15 protein-coding genes are annotated in these 17,678 nt (G+C 45.2%); 10 read left to right on the top strand and 5 right to left on the bottom strand.

All coding sequences use genetic code 11. The features are described from left to right. Nucleotides 1–198 precede the first annotated feature (198 nt). On the top strand, nt 199–777 hold the full coding sequence (locus MADE_RS02485) for a TetR/AcrR family transcriptional regulator (RefSeq protein WP_041912811.1): 579 nt from the start codon (nt 199–201) through the stop codon (nt 775–777). Between the two features lie 52 nt (nt 778–829). On the opposite strand, the gene MADE_RS02480 is transcribed toward MADE_RS02485, so the two are convergent. Continuing rightward, entirely contained in the window at nt 830–2,305 is a 1,476-nt protein-coding gene (locus MADE_RS02480; RefSeq protein WP_012517028.1) for a catalase, read from the bottom strand. 375 nt (nt 2,306–2,680) lie between these two features. Here MADE_RS02480 and MADE_RS02475 point away from each other — a divergent pair, with 375 nt between their 5' ends. Continuing rightward, complete coding sequence (locus MADE_RS02475) at nt 2,681–3,208, top strand: hypothetical protein (protein WP_041912809.1); 528 nt, start codon at nt 2,681–2,683, stop codon at nt 3,206–3,208. A 48-nt stretch (nt 3,209–3,256) separates the two neighbouring features. Here MADE_RS02475 and yghU read toward each other — a convergent pair whose 3' ends face one another. From yghU to MADE_RS02455, 4 genes are all read right to left on the bottom strand, one after another. Next, nucleotides 3,257–4,114 carry a glutathione-dependent disulfide-bond oxidoreductase gene (yghU, locus tag MADE_RS02470; protein WP_012517026.1) on the bottom strand — a complete coding sequence of 286 codons (858 nt, stop codon included), beginning with the start codon at nt 4,112–4,114 and terminating at the stop codon, nt 3,257–3,259. Between the two features lie 290 nt (nt 4,115–4,404). Next, nucleotides 4,405–4,674: a hypothetical protein gene (locus tag MADE_RS02465; RefSeq protein ID WP_012517025.1), complete on the bottom strand. Its 270-nt coding sequence runs from the start codon at nt 4,672–4,674 to the stop codon at nt 4,405–4,407. 305 nt (nt 4,675–4,979) lie between these two features. Then, nucleotides 4,980–6,671 carry an NAD-dependent malic enzyme gene (locus MADE_RS02460; RefSeq protein WP_012517024.1) on the bottom strand — a complete coding sequence of 564 codons (1,692 nt, stop codon included), beginning with the start codon at nt 6,669–6,671 and terminating at the stop codon, nt 4,980–4,982. A gap of 78 nt (nt 6,672–6,749) precedes the next feature. Continuing rightward, entirely contained in the window at nt 6,750–9,413 is a 2,664-nt protein-coding gene (locus MADE_RS02455; RefSeq protein WP_012517023.1) for a penicillin-binding protein 1A, read from the bottom strand. Between the two features lie 136 nt (nt 9,414–9,549). Between MADE_RS02455 and pilM the strand changes: the two genes are divergently transcribed. From pilM to MADE_RS02415, 8 genes are all read left to right on the top strand, one after another. After that, complete coding sequence (pilM, locus tag MADE_RS02450; RefSeq protein WP_012517022.1) at nt 9,550–10,617, top strand: type IV pilus assembly protein PilM; 1,068 nt, start codon at nt 9,550–9,552, stop codon at nt 10,615–10,617. Further along, complete coding sequence (locus MADE_RS02445; RefSeq protein WP_012517021.1) at nt 10,605–11,186, top strand: PilN domain-containing protein; 582 nt, start codon at nt 10,605–10,607, stop codon at nt 11,184–11,186. Before pilM ends, MADE_RS02445 begins: the two co-directional genes overlap by 13 nt. Next, complete coding sequence (locus tag MADE_RS02440; RefSeq protein ID WP_012517020.1) at nt 11,186–11,797, top strand: type IV pilus inner membrane component PilO; 612 nt, start codon at nt 11,186–11,188, stop codon at nt 11,795–11,797. Before MADE_RS02445 ends, MADE_RS02440 begins: the two co-directional genes overlap by 1 nt. After that, nucleotides 11,794–12,321, top strand: coding sequence for a pilus assembly protein PilP (locus MADE_RS02435; RefSeq protein WP_012517019.1), 528 nt, complete (start codon nt 11,794–11,796; stop codon nt 12,319–12,321). The genes MADE_RS02440 and MADE_RS02435 overlap by 4 nt, the downstream gene beginning before the upstream one ends. Nucleotides 12,322–12,323: 2 nt before the next feature. After that, a complete protein-coding gene (locus tag MADE_RS02430; RefSeq protein WP_023559496.1) occupies nt 12,324–14,096 on the top strand; it encodes a type IV pilus secretin PilQ in 1,773 nt (590 codons plus the stop codon). Between the two features lie 270 nt (nt 14,097–14,366). Then, a complete protein-coding gene (gene aroK, locus MADE_RS02425; protein ID WP_012517017.1) occupies nt 14,367–14,882 on the top strand; it encodes a shikimate kinase AroK in 516 nt (171 codons plus the stop codon). 31 nt (nt 14,883–14,913) lie between these two features. Then, complete coding sequence (gene aroB, locus MADE_RS02420; RefSeq protein ID WP_012517016.1) at nt 14,914–15,981, top strand: 3-dehydroquinate synthase; 1,068 nt, start codon at nt 14,914–14,916, stop codon at nt 15,979–15,981. Between the two features lie 171 nt (nt 15,982–16,152). Beyond that, entirely contained in the window at nt 16,153–17,664 is a 1,512-nt protein-coding gene (locus MADE_RS02415) for an SPOR domain-containing protein (RefSeq protein ID WP_012517015.1), read from the top strand. Nucleotides 17,665–17,678 lie beyond the last annotated feature (14 nt).

Below are 17,678 nucleotides of genomic sequence, written 5' to 3'. Positions count from 1 at the left end.
CGTTTTCTCGTGAAGGCATAACCAAGTACTACTCTCGCGCTCACCACCTAATTATCACGGGTTAATTCCCCAGTTTTCATCTATAGTTATTTTTATCCTGCGCTTAAGTAGATAAAGCGTTAGCCGAGATAAATAAAAGCGTTATAAACGAACCCTGCATAACGGCGTTATCTTATGCATATTGTAAGTAGTGTGGTAATGAAGAACGATACTCGACAAAAAATTTTAGAGGCTGCTTCGGCTTTGTTTTTAAAGGGCGGCACTAATGCGTTAAGCGTGCGTGCAATTGCAGAAGGTGCCGGTATGTCTACCATAGGCATTTACAGCCATTTTAAAGGTAAGCAAGGCATTTTAGATGCGCTATATATCGAAGGCGTTGAGCTAGTCGAAAAAGAAATGAAAGCTGCAGATGGCAATACTGCGGCCGAAAAAGTGATTAATGTGTGCGAGCGTATTCTAAATTTTTCTGAATCGCATACCGCACACTATCACCTGATATTTGCTTCTGAGCTGAAGGGTTACACCCCTTCTGATAAAGCAATAGAGGCCGGTAAAAACGTCTTTACAACGCTTGCAACGCTTACTGCTAGCCTTGCCAAAAAAGACCTATCCGTTGAAGAAAAGCAGGACATAGCAATGCAGATTTGGGCATTAAATCACGGCTATATCACGCTTAACCAGCATGAAATTAGTAATCGAATAACTTGGAACAATTGGAAAGACCGTGCGCTTCAAGCTATTCGCCTGCACGTTTACGCTCTAGTTGCGACCCAGTAACAAAACGGGGGTCAGAGTATTTTTTCAGTAATTAACTCTGACCCCATTTACTCTATCTGCTGGCTACCGCCTTTCTTACACGGGCGCCGTAGTCTTTATCGGCTAAGTCGTATTGCACGAACATAGCCTCTTGCACGTCCTGTGTAGCTTGGCTTAGACCATCAGCGATATTCTGTACCAACTGCTGTTTCTGATCTTCACTCATAATGCGGTACAAATCGCCTGCCTGAGAGTAGTTATCTTCATCACGATTATCATAAATATCTAACCATGCATCTTGCTCTAGCGGCATTGGTGGCTCTTGTACTTCTGGCGCTTCGGCTGGCTCACCAACTCGCGCACGGTTATTTGGATAGAAGTTTGCTCCACTTCCCGCAAGTGCTGGATTAACGCCTGCAAACGCACCGTCACGCTGATAATTGTGCACTGGACAGCGTGGCGCATTTACCGGTATTTGGTTGTAATTAGCGCCAATACGGTACCTGTGCGCATCTTGATATCCAATTAGTCGCGCTTGTAGCATCCTGTCTGGCGACACGCCAATACCCGGTACCAAATTGCTCGGCGCAAACGCTGCTTGCTCTGTTTCTGCAAAATAATTTTCCACATTGCGATTTAACTCCAGTTGCCCCACGTCAATCAACGGGAAGTCGCTGTGTGGCCATACCTTTGTTAAGTCAAACGGGTTAATACGGTAATTACGCGCTTCTTCTTCCGTCATAATTTGAACGTTTACAGTCCAAGATGGAAAGTCACCGTTATCGATACTTTCAACAAGGTCTTGCTGCGCACCGTAAGCAGGCATTCTCGCTGCTTCTTCGTTCGTGAGCGTTTTGATACCTTGGTTAGTTTTAAAGTGCCACTTCACCCAATAGCGCTCACCGGCTTTATTCCATAAACTCAATGTATGAGAGCTGTAGCCGTTCACGTGGCGATAAGACAGCGGAATACCACGATCTGACATCAAAATTGTTGATTGGTGTAATGACTGCGGATTGTTCGCCCAAAACTCATATACCGCCTGCGGATCTGGTAAGTTAGTTCGCGGGTTCTTTTTCTGGCTGTGTATAAAATCAGGGAACTTAATGCCATCTCGCAAGAAAAACACTGGCGTATTATTGCCCACCATATCCCAGTTGCCCTGTTCGGTGTAAAACTTCACAGAAAAACCACGGGGGTCGCGAGCGTAGTCGCTTGAATCTTGACCACCACCTACTGTAGAGAAACGTAGAAAGACGTTAGTTTGCTGTCCTTCTTGCTGAAGAAAGTCGGCAATGGTGTAATCGGATAAACTCTTAGTAAGCGTAAAAGTACCATACGCTGCACTACCTCTAGCGTGAACTACGCGTTCAGGAATGCGCTCGCGGTTAAAGTGCGCAAGCTTCTCGAATAAATAGTGGTTGTCGAAAGTAACAGGGCCACGAGGTCCGGCGGTGCGACTTTGGTTGTCATTAGCAACGGGCGCACCATTGCTAGACGTTAGCGTGGTAGGGTTTATGGCTGTACCTGAAAATGGACACTTACTCATGCGAATTCCTTCTAGTTCGGTTTTGCCTGTTAAGAAGCAAATTTATGACGATAACGCTTCAACAAGGCACTACATAAGGTGAACTCTGAAACATTCTTCTAATCACCTTTTTCGTTTAGAAAGATAATGAGCGATCCCATTAAACTATTAAAGTAAACTAAATAGATAATGCTAATCGCGATTTTGAATTAGCAAAATTAATGAGCCGTGTCACTTCTTATCCCTTTTGAAAAAGGAAACTATTGAAGACCTTCACAATAAACTCGTTATCTTCGTTTTTTACGCGAAGTGCTGGGCGCATTACTTTTATGCAATAAAAGTCTACTGCCGCCTTTAAACCGTAATTATTCAAAATTCATCAATTCACTATTTGCTATGTCCAAACTACTTATCTACATTACAGGCGCACTGATGCTGCTAATTGTGGCGATAGCCTCGTGGAATACGTTTAAAACGTTAATGGATATAAGCGAGAGAAATAGCGAGCTGACATTTATGGGCAGTTCAGGGTGGCGCTGGCATGATGAGTCTCAGCGTATTCAGATTAAACGAGTGAAAAATCAACTGCCGGCTTTACGAAAGGTATCTGAAAACGGCGATTACGCCTCGCTCGTCACCATTACACAAAGCGGTAGCTATCGTGGCTTTGTTTTTTTTGATACCGATTGTGAGGACGGCGCTATTGTAACCGAGCGAGTGCCCTATGACGGCACAGAGCAAGCCAAGCTAGAAGTACTTCATTGCCTTCACGGTAAGTTGGTGTACATAGAAACGTGGCCTTCAGCACCAAAGATAAATTGGCAAGGGCGTATTGGAGATTTTCAATTTCAAGAAGCGTTAAGCAATTGGGACTTCACGCCTTTGCAAAAAGCTTACTTAAAAAGCGTGGCAGAACTCATTTAAAAGCAATGGGGTCAGAGTAACGACCCTGCCCCCAACTACTTATGGTGCTTAAGCTTTTGCGAGTGCGTCGTCAATATCTTGCGCGTTATGACGATTTTCTAGTTGCCCATCATCGCCCCATGTTTTATTTACAATGCGACCCCGTTTAACGCCTTCGCGCTGTTCTAACTGCTTCGCCCAGCGCATAAGGTTCGAGTATTCGTGCACTTGAAGGAAAGTAGCTGCGTCGTATAAATTTCCTAACACCAAGTTCCCATACCACGGCCAAATTGCCATATCTGCGATGCTGTACTCACTCCCCGCCATAAACTCATTTTTCGCAAGGTGCTTATCAAGTACGTCTAGTTGACGCTTAGTTTCCATGGTGAAACGGTTTATGGGATATTCCATTGGGTAGGGTGCATAGCTATAAAAGTGACCAAACCCGCCACCAAGGTAAGGCGCTGAGCCTACCTGCCAAAATAGCCAGTTAAAACACTCTGCTTTTGCGTGTGGGTCCTGTGGAATGAACTTACCGAATTTTTCGGCCAGATAAACTAAGATAGAACCTGATTCAAAAAGTTTGGTCTCTGGTGATGTGGTCCTATCAACCATTGCAGGAATTTTGCTATTAGGGTTAACATCAACAAAGCCCGACGAAAATTGATCTCCCTCACCTATATTGATTAACCACGCATCGTATTGTGCTTCGCTAACGCCGGCAGCTAAAAGCTCTTCGAGCATAATAGTAACTTTCTGGCCGTTTGGTGTGGCAAGTGAATAAAGCTGCAGTCCATGCTCGCCTATTTGGCGCGCTTCTTCGTGCGTTGCTCCAGACACTGGGCGGTTGATGCTCGCCCATTTATTGCCGTCTCCTTCGGCCTGTGTCCAAACTTCAGGTGGCGTGTAATTACTTTCTGTCGACATAGCAATTCCTTCTCATAGTTTATTTGTTTCGTAAATCATATCTACGGTAATACTTGGCTATAAAGAACAACTTTTAAAGGCTTATGGCGCATAGCAGTCGATTAATAAACAGCAATATAAGTTTACTGACATAAAAAAACCACACATTGCATTAATACAACGTGCGGTTTTTTTGAATAAAAGGCGAGCAGTCCTTTGCCCGCAAACTGGTACTATTCGATAATCACCAATACCGCATTACTTGAGGCGACACGGGGGAATAGCGATAGTGTTAAAACCTTACTAACGAATCACTTAACTTCGTAATAGGCATCAATGAGCTCTGACTCATCTAAATAAGCAAACATCTCTTGCCCTTCATCTAGGGACGTTTTTGAAGAAGGTTGAGGAGAGGCATGACTACTAGAGGACGCTGCCTTTAAATGTGCTTCATCGTTGATATGGGAGCCATCGCATGCAGCAAGGGTAGCAAGAGCGGCCATCACTAATGACGTAGAAAATGAGCGCTTTATCACGCGCGAGTAGAAAGAACTTCGCTTACTGTTCGTCTTTTTTGTCATCAATAACACCTCTTGCTCCTTTTGGCTTCTAACGAGATGTATCAACCATTATGCCAAAAATAAATAATCTAATTAAATCAATATTTTAAGATAAATAAAAGTGTTATAAGGGAGGTTTTGGCCATGAGATGTTGCGCATCTGCAACACCTTTTTACAAAGCGCTGTCACTCTATTTTCTAAATGAACAAAATACCCGCGATAAAGCGCCGTCATTCGTTGAACTGACTTATATAAAATTCGAGTGTACTAACTGCAGGTACAAAAAAAGCAGGCTCAGCCTGCTTTTTAAAACTTGCGTGAAATTTTAAATACTCACGCGTTTATACGGGCGATATTCCGCTTTCCAGAAGTTGCGCTCTATGCTGTCGCGTAGTGCGTCATCTGACATTTCCAAGGCAAGCCCCTGCTCCATCGCCACCTTTCCCACTTCAAAAGCAATCTCACGGCTTATTTCAGCAATTGCAGCTAGCGGGGGTAGCAGCGACCCCAACCCTGTGTTGACTAATGGCGACGCCGCTGCAAGTGCGTTACTTGCAGCCATTAGCATTTCATCACTTATTAACTTCGCTTTTGAAGCGACAACCCCAAGGCCAATGCCAGGGAAAATATAGGAGTTGTTACATTGCGCAATTGGAATAACTTTGCCGTTGTACTCAACAGGTTTAAACGGGCTACCTGTTGCGATAATAACCTCGCCTTCTGTCCACTCGATAACCTGCTCAGGTCGCGCTTCTACTTGTCGAGATGGGTTACTCAGCGGGAAGATAATAGGTAATTCGCAACCTTGCTTCATGGCGCGAATAACTTGTTCGGTGAACAAACCAGGCTGTCCTGAAACACCAATGAGAACATCTGGTTGCGCACAGTGCATAACATCAAGTAACGATGCGTAATCACCACTGAATGTCCACTCAGCTAAATCGGCTTGCTTCTGCTGAAGCTTTTGTTGAAAGTCGCGCAAGCCTTCCATGCCTTCGGTTACCAAGCCAAAGCGGTCTATCATAAAGACTTGCTTACGCGCTTGTTCATCACTTAGACCTTCAAAGACCATTTGCTGTATAAGCATCTCGGCAATGCCACAGCCCGCTGAACCCGCGCCCACAAACACAACTTTCATGTCGCTAAGCTTCTGCTGCTTAGTTTTACAGGCCGCTAAAATGGTACCAAGCGTTACCGCAGCGGTACCTTGAATATCGTCGTTAAAGCAACACACTTCATTGCGATAGCGATTAAGCAAAGGCATAGCGTTTGGCTGTGCGAAGTCTTCAAACTGGATCATGACATCAGGCCAGCGGCGCTTAACCGCCTTGATAAACATGTCTACGAACTCATCGTACTCCTCCTGACCAATGCGCGGATGGCGGGCCCCCATGTACATAGGGTCGTTCAAGAGCTTTTCGTTGTTAGTACCCACATCAAGCATTACCGGTAAGGTATATGCTGGGCTAATACCCCCACAAGCGGTGTACAATGAAAGCTTACCAATAGGAATACCCATACCGCCGATACCTTGGTCACCTAGACCCAAAATACGCTCACCGTCGGTAACAACAATCACCTTCACTTTGCGTTTAGTCGCATTTCGTACAATGTCGTCTAGCTGATGACGCTCTTCATAAGATACAAAGAGACCGCGTGAACTGCGGTATATATCAGAAAACTGCTCACAGGCATCTCCCACCGTCGGTGTATAGATGATAGGCATCATCTCATCGATATGTTTTTGAATGAGGCGGTAAAACAGCGTTTCGTTGTTGTCTTGAATGGCGCGCAAATAAATGTGCTTATTAAGCGCTTCATCAAAGCTGCTATATTGCATGTAAGCGCGTTCCACCTGCTCTTCTATGGTTTCATATCGAGGTGGAACTAACCCTGTTAGGTTGAACGCAGCCCGCTCGCGAGCGTTAAAGGCACTGCCTTTATTAAGTAGGGGGGTTTCCAGCAATGAAGGGCCGGCGTGAGGAATATAAAGATATCGCTGTGAATCTTCTGACATTGGATTTCCGATAATGTGTTCAGGCAAAATACATCGCCTAAGCCCGAAGCGGCACGCCTAAAACGTGCCTGCTTATAATTAGAATATTTCTTCTGGCTCTGGCGCAGTCGCTTTATCCTGCGTGGCAGGGTCCAGCACCTCGTCATCGCGAACATAGGTAGTTGGTTCTGTGCCTTGCAGGAAATATTCAAATAGTGTCGTATGGTCTGTACGTCGGGTCAACTTCCCACTGGTACGATCAATGCGAACCCGCACAATATCTTCTGGCACGGGCATAGGCGTATGAGGTTTATCTTTTAACGCCTTTTGCATAAACCTAATCCACGCCGGTCCCGCCGCCTTAGCGCCGTCTTCCGTGCCAATAAGTGCATTGCCTATCCAGTTAAATTTTTCTGGATTTTTGTTTATAAGGTTTTGGTTTCGCGTGGCGCGACCCAACTGCCGACCCATATTGTCAAAGCCCACCCAAGCCGTAGCAACGAGATCTTTGTGGAATCCACTAAACCAGGTATCTCGAGAGTCGTTTGTAGTACCCGTTTTACCGGCAATGTCAGTTCGCTGAAGTATATTTCGTGCTCGCCAGCCTGTGCCCAACCAATAGGTTTTCTTACTCCAATTGCCATTAGCCCGAACGGCGGTACGCATCATTTCCGCCACTAAGAAGGCGTTTTGCGCAGTGATAACTTGAGGGGCGATCACTTTCTGTGCATCTTCTTCGCCACCGGCGTCGCCAAGTATAATGTCTTGATTTAGTTCCGCGGCAAGCAAGGCTTCAATGTCAGCCTCGTCATCTTCTGGCAATATTTCAGCCTCGCTTTGACTTTCACAACGATTACACGCCCACACGGGGTTCGCTTTCCAAAGCTCATCACCGTTTTCATCCAACACTTTACTGATGAAATGGGGATTGACTAAGTAACCGCCGTTAGCGATAACCGACATGCCTCTTACCACTTCAAGCGGTGTATGAGAACTCGACCCCAAAGATACCGTTTCATCTAGTGGAATATCATCTTTATTAAAGCCAAAACGGGTTAAGTAGTCGGCGGTTTCTCTCAGCCCCACACCGCGCAACAGTCTAACCGACACTACGTTTTTAGACTTACCAAGCGCCTTACGCATTCTTATTGGCCCGTCGTACTCAGCGGGAGAGTTTTGCGGGCGCCAAGCAACGCCTGTAGCAGCATTCCACTGATTAATCGGGGCATCGTTAATAATGGACGCTAAGGTATAGCCGCTATTGATGGCAGCAGAATACACAAACGGCTTGATATTCGAACCCACTTGACGCCTAGCCTGGGTAGCGCGGTTGAACTGACTTTGATAGAAGCTATAACCGCCTACTACCGCTTCAACTGCACCGTTTTCTGGATTAAGCGCGATAAATGCGCCGCTGACTTCGGGAATTTGCGAAATACGCCACTGTGCTTCTTGCTGTCTAATATAAATAACAGCCCCTTCTTGGGTCACATCTGAAGCGGTTTTAGGGTCGCTGCCCTGCCTAAAGTCTGTGATGTAGCGGCGCGCCCAATCCAGCCCGTCCCAAGCTATTGTGCGAGTTTCACCATCTACAGACAGTACATCTATAGATTGCTCGTCTACCTTGGTCACAACAGACGGCATCAGAGGCTTGATGTGAGGCACCTCTTCTAGTACTCGAATAATAGACGTATTGTCCCAGTCATCTCTTGAGGTTTTATTGCTTATGTCGAAGCTCAATGACAGTTCAGGGATTTTTTCATCTTTACTCTCGGACTTAGGGATATTCCATAAGTAACCAAGAGGGCCTTTATAACCATGACGCTCGTCGTAGTCGTGTAAGTTTCGCACAACAGCCCGTTGTGCGGCGAGCTGAAGCTCAGACGTTGCAGTCGCAAACACCTGATACCCACCGGTTTCTGCCTCTTCCTTCCCGTAAATTTCAACCATTTCGTTGTAAATGGTGTCGGCGAGATAAGGTGCATCTACCTCAATTTCGGCACCATGCTTCTTAGCGGTAACAGGCGCACTCGCTGCTTCATCAAATTGTGCTTTAGTAATGTATTCTTCATCTAGCATACGCAGCAATACTACGCGGCGGCGTTCCACTGACCGCTCGGGCCCACTAATGGGGTTGAGTACAGAAGGGGCTTTAGGAAGACCGGCGATGGTAGCTATTTGCGCCAAAGAAAGCTCGTTGAGCGGCTTTCCGTAATACACCTGAGCCGCAGCACCAAAGCCAAACGCTCTGTGGCCTAATTCAATTTTGTTAAGGTAGAGTTCGAGAATATCTTGTTTAGAAAGCTCCTGCTCCATGTGTAAAGCAATAAAGATTTCTTTTATCTTTCTGATATATGTTTTTTCACGAGTAAGAAAGAAGCCTCGCGCTAGCTGCATGGTCAAGGTACTTGCGCCCTGACGTTTTTCGCCAGTTAGTACTAAGCTTACCGCAGCCCGCATAATGCCAATGGGGTCAATACCATGGTGTTCAAAGAAGCGACTGTCTTCGGTAGCAAGTATGGCGTCAATTAATTCTTGAGGTACTTCCTCAAGTTTTACCGGGATCCGCCGTTTAACTCCATACTGAGAAATAAGTTTTCCGTCTTTGGTGTATATTTGCATTGGTGTTTGCAGTCGTACATCCTTAAGTACAGTAACACTTGGTAGGTCAGGTTTGATATAAAAGTAAATACCTACCAGTGCTGCAACACCAATAAGGCCTGATAGGAAGCTAAATAATATAAGTGGTTTGATGTACTTCACTGTAACGGATACCAAGACATTTTGTTGAAATGACGTATATTTTATACGTATGTGTTATCTGTAGAACCATACGCACAATACTAATAGAGTAATATTGTACTTTAGAGCGACTACCATTGAAACTGGACACTTGCACATGAAATCGCTGTTTAAAAACAAGCTGCCACCCATTGTGGGCTTAGATATAGGCACGCGTCAAATAAAAGCGGTGTGGTTAGAGCAATCGAAAGAGGGTTTTGTCCTTCAAGGGTATGCTTGTGAACCCATTAATAAAATTGCTTTTTCTGAACGCGATATTAAAGATTATGAATCGGTCAGTATCGCCTTGAAAAAAATTCGAAAATCACTGAAAACCAAGTTAAAGCTGGCCAATGTGGCGGTCGCGGGGACCTCAGTCATCAGTAAAATCGTTTACATGGAACCCGAGCAAAACGATTACGATTTAGAAAATCAGATTGAAATTGAGGCCGACAGCCTTATCCCCTACCCACTTGAAGAAGTATATTTAGACTTTGAAGAGATGGGGCCAAGTGCCACGCACACCGGTAAAGTAAACGTACTGCTAACTGCGGCACATAAAGATCTGGTAGACAGTCGACTATTGCTAGCCAGAGAAGCTAATTTCGAGCCTAAAATTGTCGATATGGAAAATTACGCCATCGGCAATGCACTGGATTTTTTTCATACGCCTCACGTAGAAGATGAACCCCTTTGTTGCGTTAATGTGGGGGCGTCTTTGCTCCAAATATGTGTAATTAAAAACGGCGATGTTATTTACACGAAAGAGCACGCGTTTGGCCTAAACCAGTTAGTCAATGATATCAGCGCAATTCACATGGTTGAGCGCGAAACAGCAGAACGCCAGCTTCTTGATGGCACACTGTCAGGAAACTGGGTTGAAGATACACTCCCCATTTTTGCTGCCAACCTTCAGCAGAACATCAATCGCGCTATACAAATGTACATGAGTACGTTACACGCAGAGCGCCCAACCAAAATACTCTTTAGCGGTGGAGCGGCGACGATAGCACCTCTTGTCGATATCCTAAAACAAGACTTAGGCCTTGATGTGAATTGCTTTAATCCCTTTAGCAATATGACAATTAACCCTAAACTTGATATTACTCGACTTAACAAGATAGCGCCTCAGCTTGCGATTGCCGCAGGGTTGGCGAGCCGGAGCTTTACGCCATGGCACATGTAAATTTATTGCCTTGGCGAGAAAAACAGCGCCAACATCAAAAACAACAATATTTAGCAGGCTTGTTGGCCGTGGCTGCCATTGTGGGCTTAATTTTTTGGTTTATCGGTCAAGCCATTGACCAGCAAATCAATAATCAAAACTCGCGCAATCAATATCTTGAGCGTGAAATCGCTATACTCGATGCGCAAATTGGCGAGATTAAGACCGTAAAAGAAAAAAAGAGTGCAATAGAACAGCGTATGGCGCTAATTGAACAGCTTCAAGCTAGTCGAAATATTGCCCCTATCGTTTTTGATGAATTAGCTAAACTCGTTCCACCGGGCGTGGCTTTTGAAACGATGACACGCACCAACAACCGTATTGAAATAGAGGGAGTAAGCGATTCTAATAACCGCTTATCTGACTTCATGCGTGCGTTAGAAAATTCTAAAGTATTCGTTGCCGCAGAGCTCTCTACCATTAAATCTGACAGTAGCACTGCAAGAGCCATTAGCAACTTTACGCTCACCTTTTCAATAAATACGAATGTTGCTCCGCTAGAGGTTGAGAGTAGTAAGGCGCAGAAATAATGAAGTTTGACGTTTCTAAACTAAAAGAATTAAACGAACTCGATTTTGAACAAATCGCGATATGGCCCCATGAGGTACGTATTGTAGTTGCCGCTTTTGTGGCGATTTTGGTGGGCGCGTTAAGCTATTACCTGCTAATCAGCCCCAAGCTACCAATACAAGATGCGGCCGAGCTAAAAGAGCAAGAGCTAAAACTACAGTTCGAAGCGAAATATCGTATTGCTGCTAATCTAGATGCCTATGAAGCGCAGCTAAAACAAATAAGAGAAGATTTCTCTTCTATGCTTAAAAGCTTGCCCACGAGTAATGAAACGCCTGGGCTACTTGACGATATTACTTACGTGGGCACAGCATCAGGCCTTACATTTGAGCTTCTTAACTGGCAACAGGAAGTACCCAAAGAATTCTACACCGAGCTTCCCATTGAAATGGAAGTCAGTGGTGGCTATCACAACTTTGGCGAGTTTGTTGCGAAGGTGGCAGATTTACCGAGAATCGTAACCCTTCATGATTTCGAAATTAAGCGACAGCCAAACGGCCTATCGCTTAAACTTCAGGCGAAGACTTATCGCTCCGAAAGCGCCTCAGAACTTGAAGGAGATGAAAAATGATCCGATCGTTTTTATCTCTCATAACGCTATTTTTGATAGCGGGCTGTTCGCCGCAGCTCGACGATTTACAGGCCTACACACAAAACGTTAAAGAGCGGGCTCAGCCACAGGTTGAACCCTACCCTGAGTTTAAAACTCACCCGCCGTTTAACTATACAGCGAGTGATTTAAGAAGCCCGTTTGATCGCCCTCGAAATGCCGCTGTTCCCGTAGCGAAGTCGCGGGTGGAAAACTGTTTGCAGCCAAACTTTCAGCGTCCCAAACAAGCGCTTGAAGCCTATGGCGTAGATGCCCTTGCGCTTAGCGGTAACTTTTCGGTAAAAGGTGACAAATGGGCTTTATTAAAAAGTAATGATGGCGTACTACATAAAGCTAAAGTAGGGAGTCGTATTGGCTTGTTTTATGGCAAAATTACGCAAATTAACACTGACTCGATTACTATTGAGCAATTATTACCTGATGGTGCCGGCTGCTGGCAAAGGAAAACAACAACAATGACTACAGCATCGAAGGCGGGAGAGTAAGCATGGCCGAACGATACATATTTAACAAATCTCTGAATCGTAGAGCCCCTAGATGGTATTGGCTGGCCTTCATTGTAACAGCGATATTTTCGTTCACGCTACGGGTCTCTCCAGTAAAGGCGCAAGAGCCTATGTTGGTAGACCCCAATGCAACGCAAAATGCGTTATCGAAAAGCTCAACCATAACCAACATTGACTTTACGCAAGCTGCCAATAATACCGCAGTCACTTTAGTCGAGTTTGAAGGTGAGGCTCCTAAAGTTCAGCTTATAGAATCTCAAGGTAAAGTGTCGCTTACACTGGCAAACGCCACCTTAGGCGAAGACCAGTTGTTAGAGTTAAATGTAGCCGACTTTGGCACAATGGTATCGACCATAGAAACCTTTGAAGACAAAGATGGTGCGAGAATAGAAATTAACTACTCAGGTCCGGTAACCGTTAGAAATACGGTTAAAGACGCTGTACTTCGCATTGCCATTTCACCCATGGATAGCGAACAACAAGAAGCACTAGAAGCCGAGAAAAAGTACACGGGCGACCCTATTTCCCTCGACTTTCAAGATGTACCTGTTAGGCAAGTTTTACAAATTATTGCGCAGGTTAACGGTTTTAACCTTGTGACCACCGACACGGTGTCAGGAAACGTTACGATCAGTTTGTCTGGTGTTCCCTGGGATCAAGCGCTAGATATGATTTTGCGTGTGAAAGGGCTAGATAAACGCCTAGAAGGCAATATTCTTCTTATTGCGCCTGCTGAAGAGCTTTCAGCCCGCGAGACACAAGCCCTTCAATCGAAAAAGCAGGTGTCAGATTTAGCGCCGCTTCACACCGTTAATATTTCAGTTAACTACGCTAAGGCTGCGGCACTTGCCACTATTTTGAAGTCGACAGAAGGCGGTATTCTTTCAGAAAGAGGTGGAGTGACCGTGGACGAGCGTACTAATACCTTACTTATTCGCGACACTTTAGCCTCAATTGATGAAGCTAGAAAGACGATCAATGCGTTGGATATTCCGGTTAAACAGGTGCTTATTGAAAGTCGCATGGTTACCGTACTAGACGACGTTGATGAACAGCTAGGCGTGCGCTGGGGCTTTAGTGACCGCCAGGATGACAATGGCATATCAGGCAGTATTGAAGGTGCAGATACCATTGCTGGTGGCGTTGTGCCAAGTATTGAAAACCGTCTTAATGTTAACCTTCCGGTAAGCAGCGCAGCAGGTAGTATCGGTTTTCAGATAGCCAGCTTGGTAGATGGCACCATACTCGATTTGGAACTGTCTGCATTAGAATCGGAAAATAAGGGCGAAATTATTGCAAGCCCGCGTATTACCGTTGCAAACCAGCACGAAGCGTACATTGAACAAGGTACCGAAATTCCTTATGTTCAAGCCACCTCGAGTGGTGCTACGTCAGTAGAATTCAAAAAAGCGGTACTGTCGCTTAAAGTAACGCCGCACATCACCCCTGATAATCGCATTATTCTTGATTTAGTGGTGACACAAGATACCCGAGGTGAGACGGTAACAACCTCTACAGGGGATGCCGTAGCTATTGACACCCAAGAGATTAAGACACAAGTCTTAGTGGAAAATGGTGAAACCATTGTGCTCGGTGGTATTTTTCAGCAAACCAGCTCTGACGGTGTGTCAAAAGTACCGCTATTTGGTGATTTGCCCCTTGTTGGCGCGCTATTTAGAAACTCATCTCAGCTTCAACAAAAACGTGAGCTTCTTATCTTCGTAACACCTAAGATAGTGACAGAACGACCATAATTGTTGGTTTGATAAACAAAAAATGCGCTTTTTAAAGCGCGTTTTTTCGTTTTAGGGCCTTTTTTGCCACTAAATTTACAGGTATAGGCTATTTGTTGGTAACAAAACTTGCAACGCCTTGCATGAAACTGAGATAATCCCCGCCTCGAAATTTAAGCGAGGTTTAAGGAGTGGTGCTTATTGGACACTAAATAGGCACGAGTCAATGGGTAGGCTGGTAAGGCAACAGTGCACTGCCCCTAACATGATTAAGTTGTGATATAAGCAAATATGGCTGAAAAACGTAATATCTTTTTAGTTGGCCCAATGGGTGCTGGCAAAAGTACCATCGGTAGACATCTGGCAGACGAACTTCACCTAGACTTTTTTGATTCTGATCAGGAAATTGAGCGCCGTACAGGTGCTGATATCGCTTGGATCTTTGATCTTGAAGGCGAAGACGGTTTCCGAGCGCGCGAAGAAAATGTCATTAATGATTTGACAGATAAGCAAGGTATCGTGCTTGCCACAGGCGGCGGCTCTATAGTCACTAAAGCTGTGCGTAATCGTTTATCTGCCCGTGGTATTGTTGTTTACCTACAAACAACAATCGACAAGCAAGTTGCCCGTACACAACGCGACAAACGTCGCCCTTTGCTGCAAAACGAAGATCCAGAACAAGTACTTCGCGATCTTGCAGAAATGCGCAACCCGCTTTACGAAGAAGTTGCTGATTACATTGTTGATACAGACGACCAAAGTGCGCGTGCTGTAGCAAATCAAATTATCAGTAAGATCGGTCTATAAATAAACTTATGTATTAGGAGGTGCTACGCCCATGTCAACCTTAACTGTGGAACTTGGAGAACGTAGCTATCCTATACAGATAGAGGCTGGGCTGCTTTCGCAACCTGGCCTTTTTAGTGCCTACATAAAAGGCCCGCTTGCCGTTATTGTGACCAACGAAACCGTTGCTCCACTTTATCTTGAAACGGCGAAGGCGGCATGTGGTGACGTTCACGTTGAAACCATTATCTTGCCTGACGGTGAGCAGCATAAAAATTTAGCGCAGTTCGAAGTTGTGATGACCCGCCTTCTTGAGCTTAACGCCGCCAGAGATACCACGCTAATTGCATTAGGTGGCGGCGTAATCGGTGACCTCACAGGCTTTGTTGCAGCGACCTATCAAAGGGGCGTGCCTTTTATTCAGGTTCCTACCACATTACTTTCTCAAGTAGACTCATCGGTTGGCGGTAAAACGGCGGTAAACCACCCTCTAGGTAAAAACATGATTGGTGCATTTTACCAACCTGTTTATGTTGCTATCGATACCGACTCGCTGGCGACACTACCGCCAAGAGAATTTGCTGCAGGTATGGCAGAAGTGATTAAATACGGCATCATTTACGATGCTGACTTTTTCACTTGGCTTGAAGAAAACGTAAATGCACTCACTTCACTAGACACAAGCATCCTAACCCAAGCTATTTCCCGCTGTTGTGAAATTAAAGCCGATGTTGTTGCTAAAGACGAGCGAGAAGGTGGTCTGCGCGCCATTCTCAATTTAGGCCACACGTTTGGACACGCAATTGAAGCAGAGCAAGGATATGGCAATTGGTTACATGGCGAAGCGGTGGCCGCTGGTACTATACTTGCTTGTAAAGCTGCAGAAGGTTTATCGTGGTTTTCAGCGTCAGAAACACGTCGCGTGTCTGCGCTATTTGAAGCGTTTACATTGCCTGTTAAAGGGCCAAGTAGCATGACTAAGGACGACTACGTTAAGCACATGAAACGCGATAAAAAGGTGGAAGCAGGCAATATTCGTTTTGTCCTTCCCCAAGGTATTGGCAAAGCGGTGGTCACCAAGGACGTTACCGACGACATTCTAACTGACATTATTGCTTAGCCTAACTATCGCAACATACTAGCAGCGATTGCACCGCTATAGGGTAGTGCCCCCAGAAGCGATGACATGGTCATTTTTTGCACCCAATGCACTTCTAGATCTGTCATTCAGGTAGAAGATAGCGCGGCTAGTCATAGGTTTAACAGTATCGGTTAATAAGGGCAAACTCCCATGCAAAGCGAGCTGCATGATCGTTTGGAATACTTGGTCAATTACTCCTCTCAGCTGATCTTTGTCAGCGGCGAGTCTATTGCTCAACAACAAAAAACCCTTGAAGCCTTCGTATTTCAACAGCACGACGATACTGAAATTGCGTATTTAACGGCGCAAGAAAATATGGAGCCGTCGGATTATCGCCGCCAACTCTGTCGGCAGCTGCTCGGGCAAGTCGTGGGCAGTTTCGTTAGACCCCTCAATGAATTACTTTCCGACTTGAATAGCCATGAAGGGCCTATTCTTATAGCCATAACGCAGGCACATAACCTTCCTGATGCCCTGCTGCAAGAGTTATGGGACCTTGTCTTACAGAGCCGGTTTGCGGGCAACAAGCAGCATCTAAATGTGCTTTTGTTTGCGAACAACGAGTGGGCAGAACGCGCTAAGCAGTGGCTTCCTGCAAAAAATACCGAAACACCGCTTATTATTAGTAGTCAGTCAGTCATGAGTGAGCAACCAAACGTTGAGTCTGAGCTCGACAAAATGATTGCTTCAAGGAGAGAAGCGTTTCAAGCGCATTTAGAGAACAGGCAGCGTGAAAACACGCTAACCTTTCACAACCCGCTAAAGGCCACATGGTTCTATGTATCAGTTGTATGTGTCTTTCTGCTCACTTTTTCTGGCTTAGTTTATTGGCAGTATGGCGATAAACTAGCGTCGCTGTTTTCACCGATAGAACAGCAAAATAGTACTGAAAATGAAGCTTTGCTAGTCGCGCCTGGTTCGGCCTATAAGACCCTTATGGATAGTAATACACAAGACAAAGAAGAGAGCATTACTGGAGACATTGCAGGTGACATTGATAAAAGCAACATAAACGGCAGTGAATCTGAAAATGACGCTGAAATTCAAACTGCTAACGTAGAATTAGTGTCAGACCCAAATTCAACACTTCGTAAAAACAAAAGCTCGGGCAGCGTTTCAACTAAAGACGACACACTTATAACAGACTGGAACGCCGCTGTATCATCGCTTCCTGCGCAACCGCCTTCTTCAGAACAGCAAGGCAATACGGCTACGGCAACGAATAACCCGCTTGAAGAAGAGCAAACAAGTAGCGAAGAAAGTGTTAGTGCAACTAACAATCCCCGTGATTCTGTGAGCGAAGCGTCAGCCGAAAGTAACAATGCCGAGAATAACAATACGGTAAGTGAAAACATAAAAGGCACGCCTTCACAAAGTAACTGGATAACGGCCAACGACTACGCTATTCAAATGCTTGCTATGAAGGATGAATCTGTTCTCAAGGCCTTTTTACGCGAAAATGGCTTGGTTGAACATACCCGAATTTATAAAACCTTTCGCTATGGTGGCGCGTGGTTCGTAGTAGTTAACAAGAACATTTATGCTTCGTTATCGCAAGCGCAACAAGCACGAACAGATTTACCCGAATACCCAGGTAAACAAAATGCTTTTATAAAGCGAGGAAACCAAATCCTCTCTGAAATGGGTAAAGCGCAAAATTAAGTCATTTCGCAACC

It is taken from the genome of Alteromonas mediterranea DE (assembly GCF_000020585.3).
GTDB classification, from domain to species: domain Bacteria; phylum Pseudomonadota; class Gammaproteobacteria; order Enterobacterales; family Alteromonadaceae; genus Alteromonas; species Alteromonas mediterranea.
Note: the sequence above shows the minus strand (reverse complement) of the source record. Positions and strands in the feature narration are given on the sequence as shown.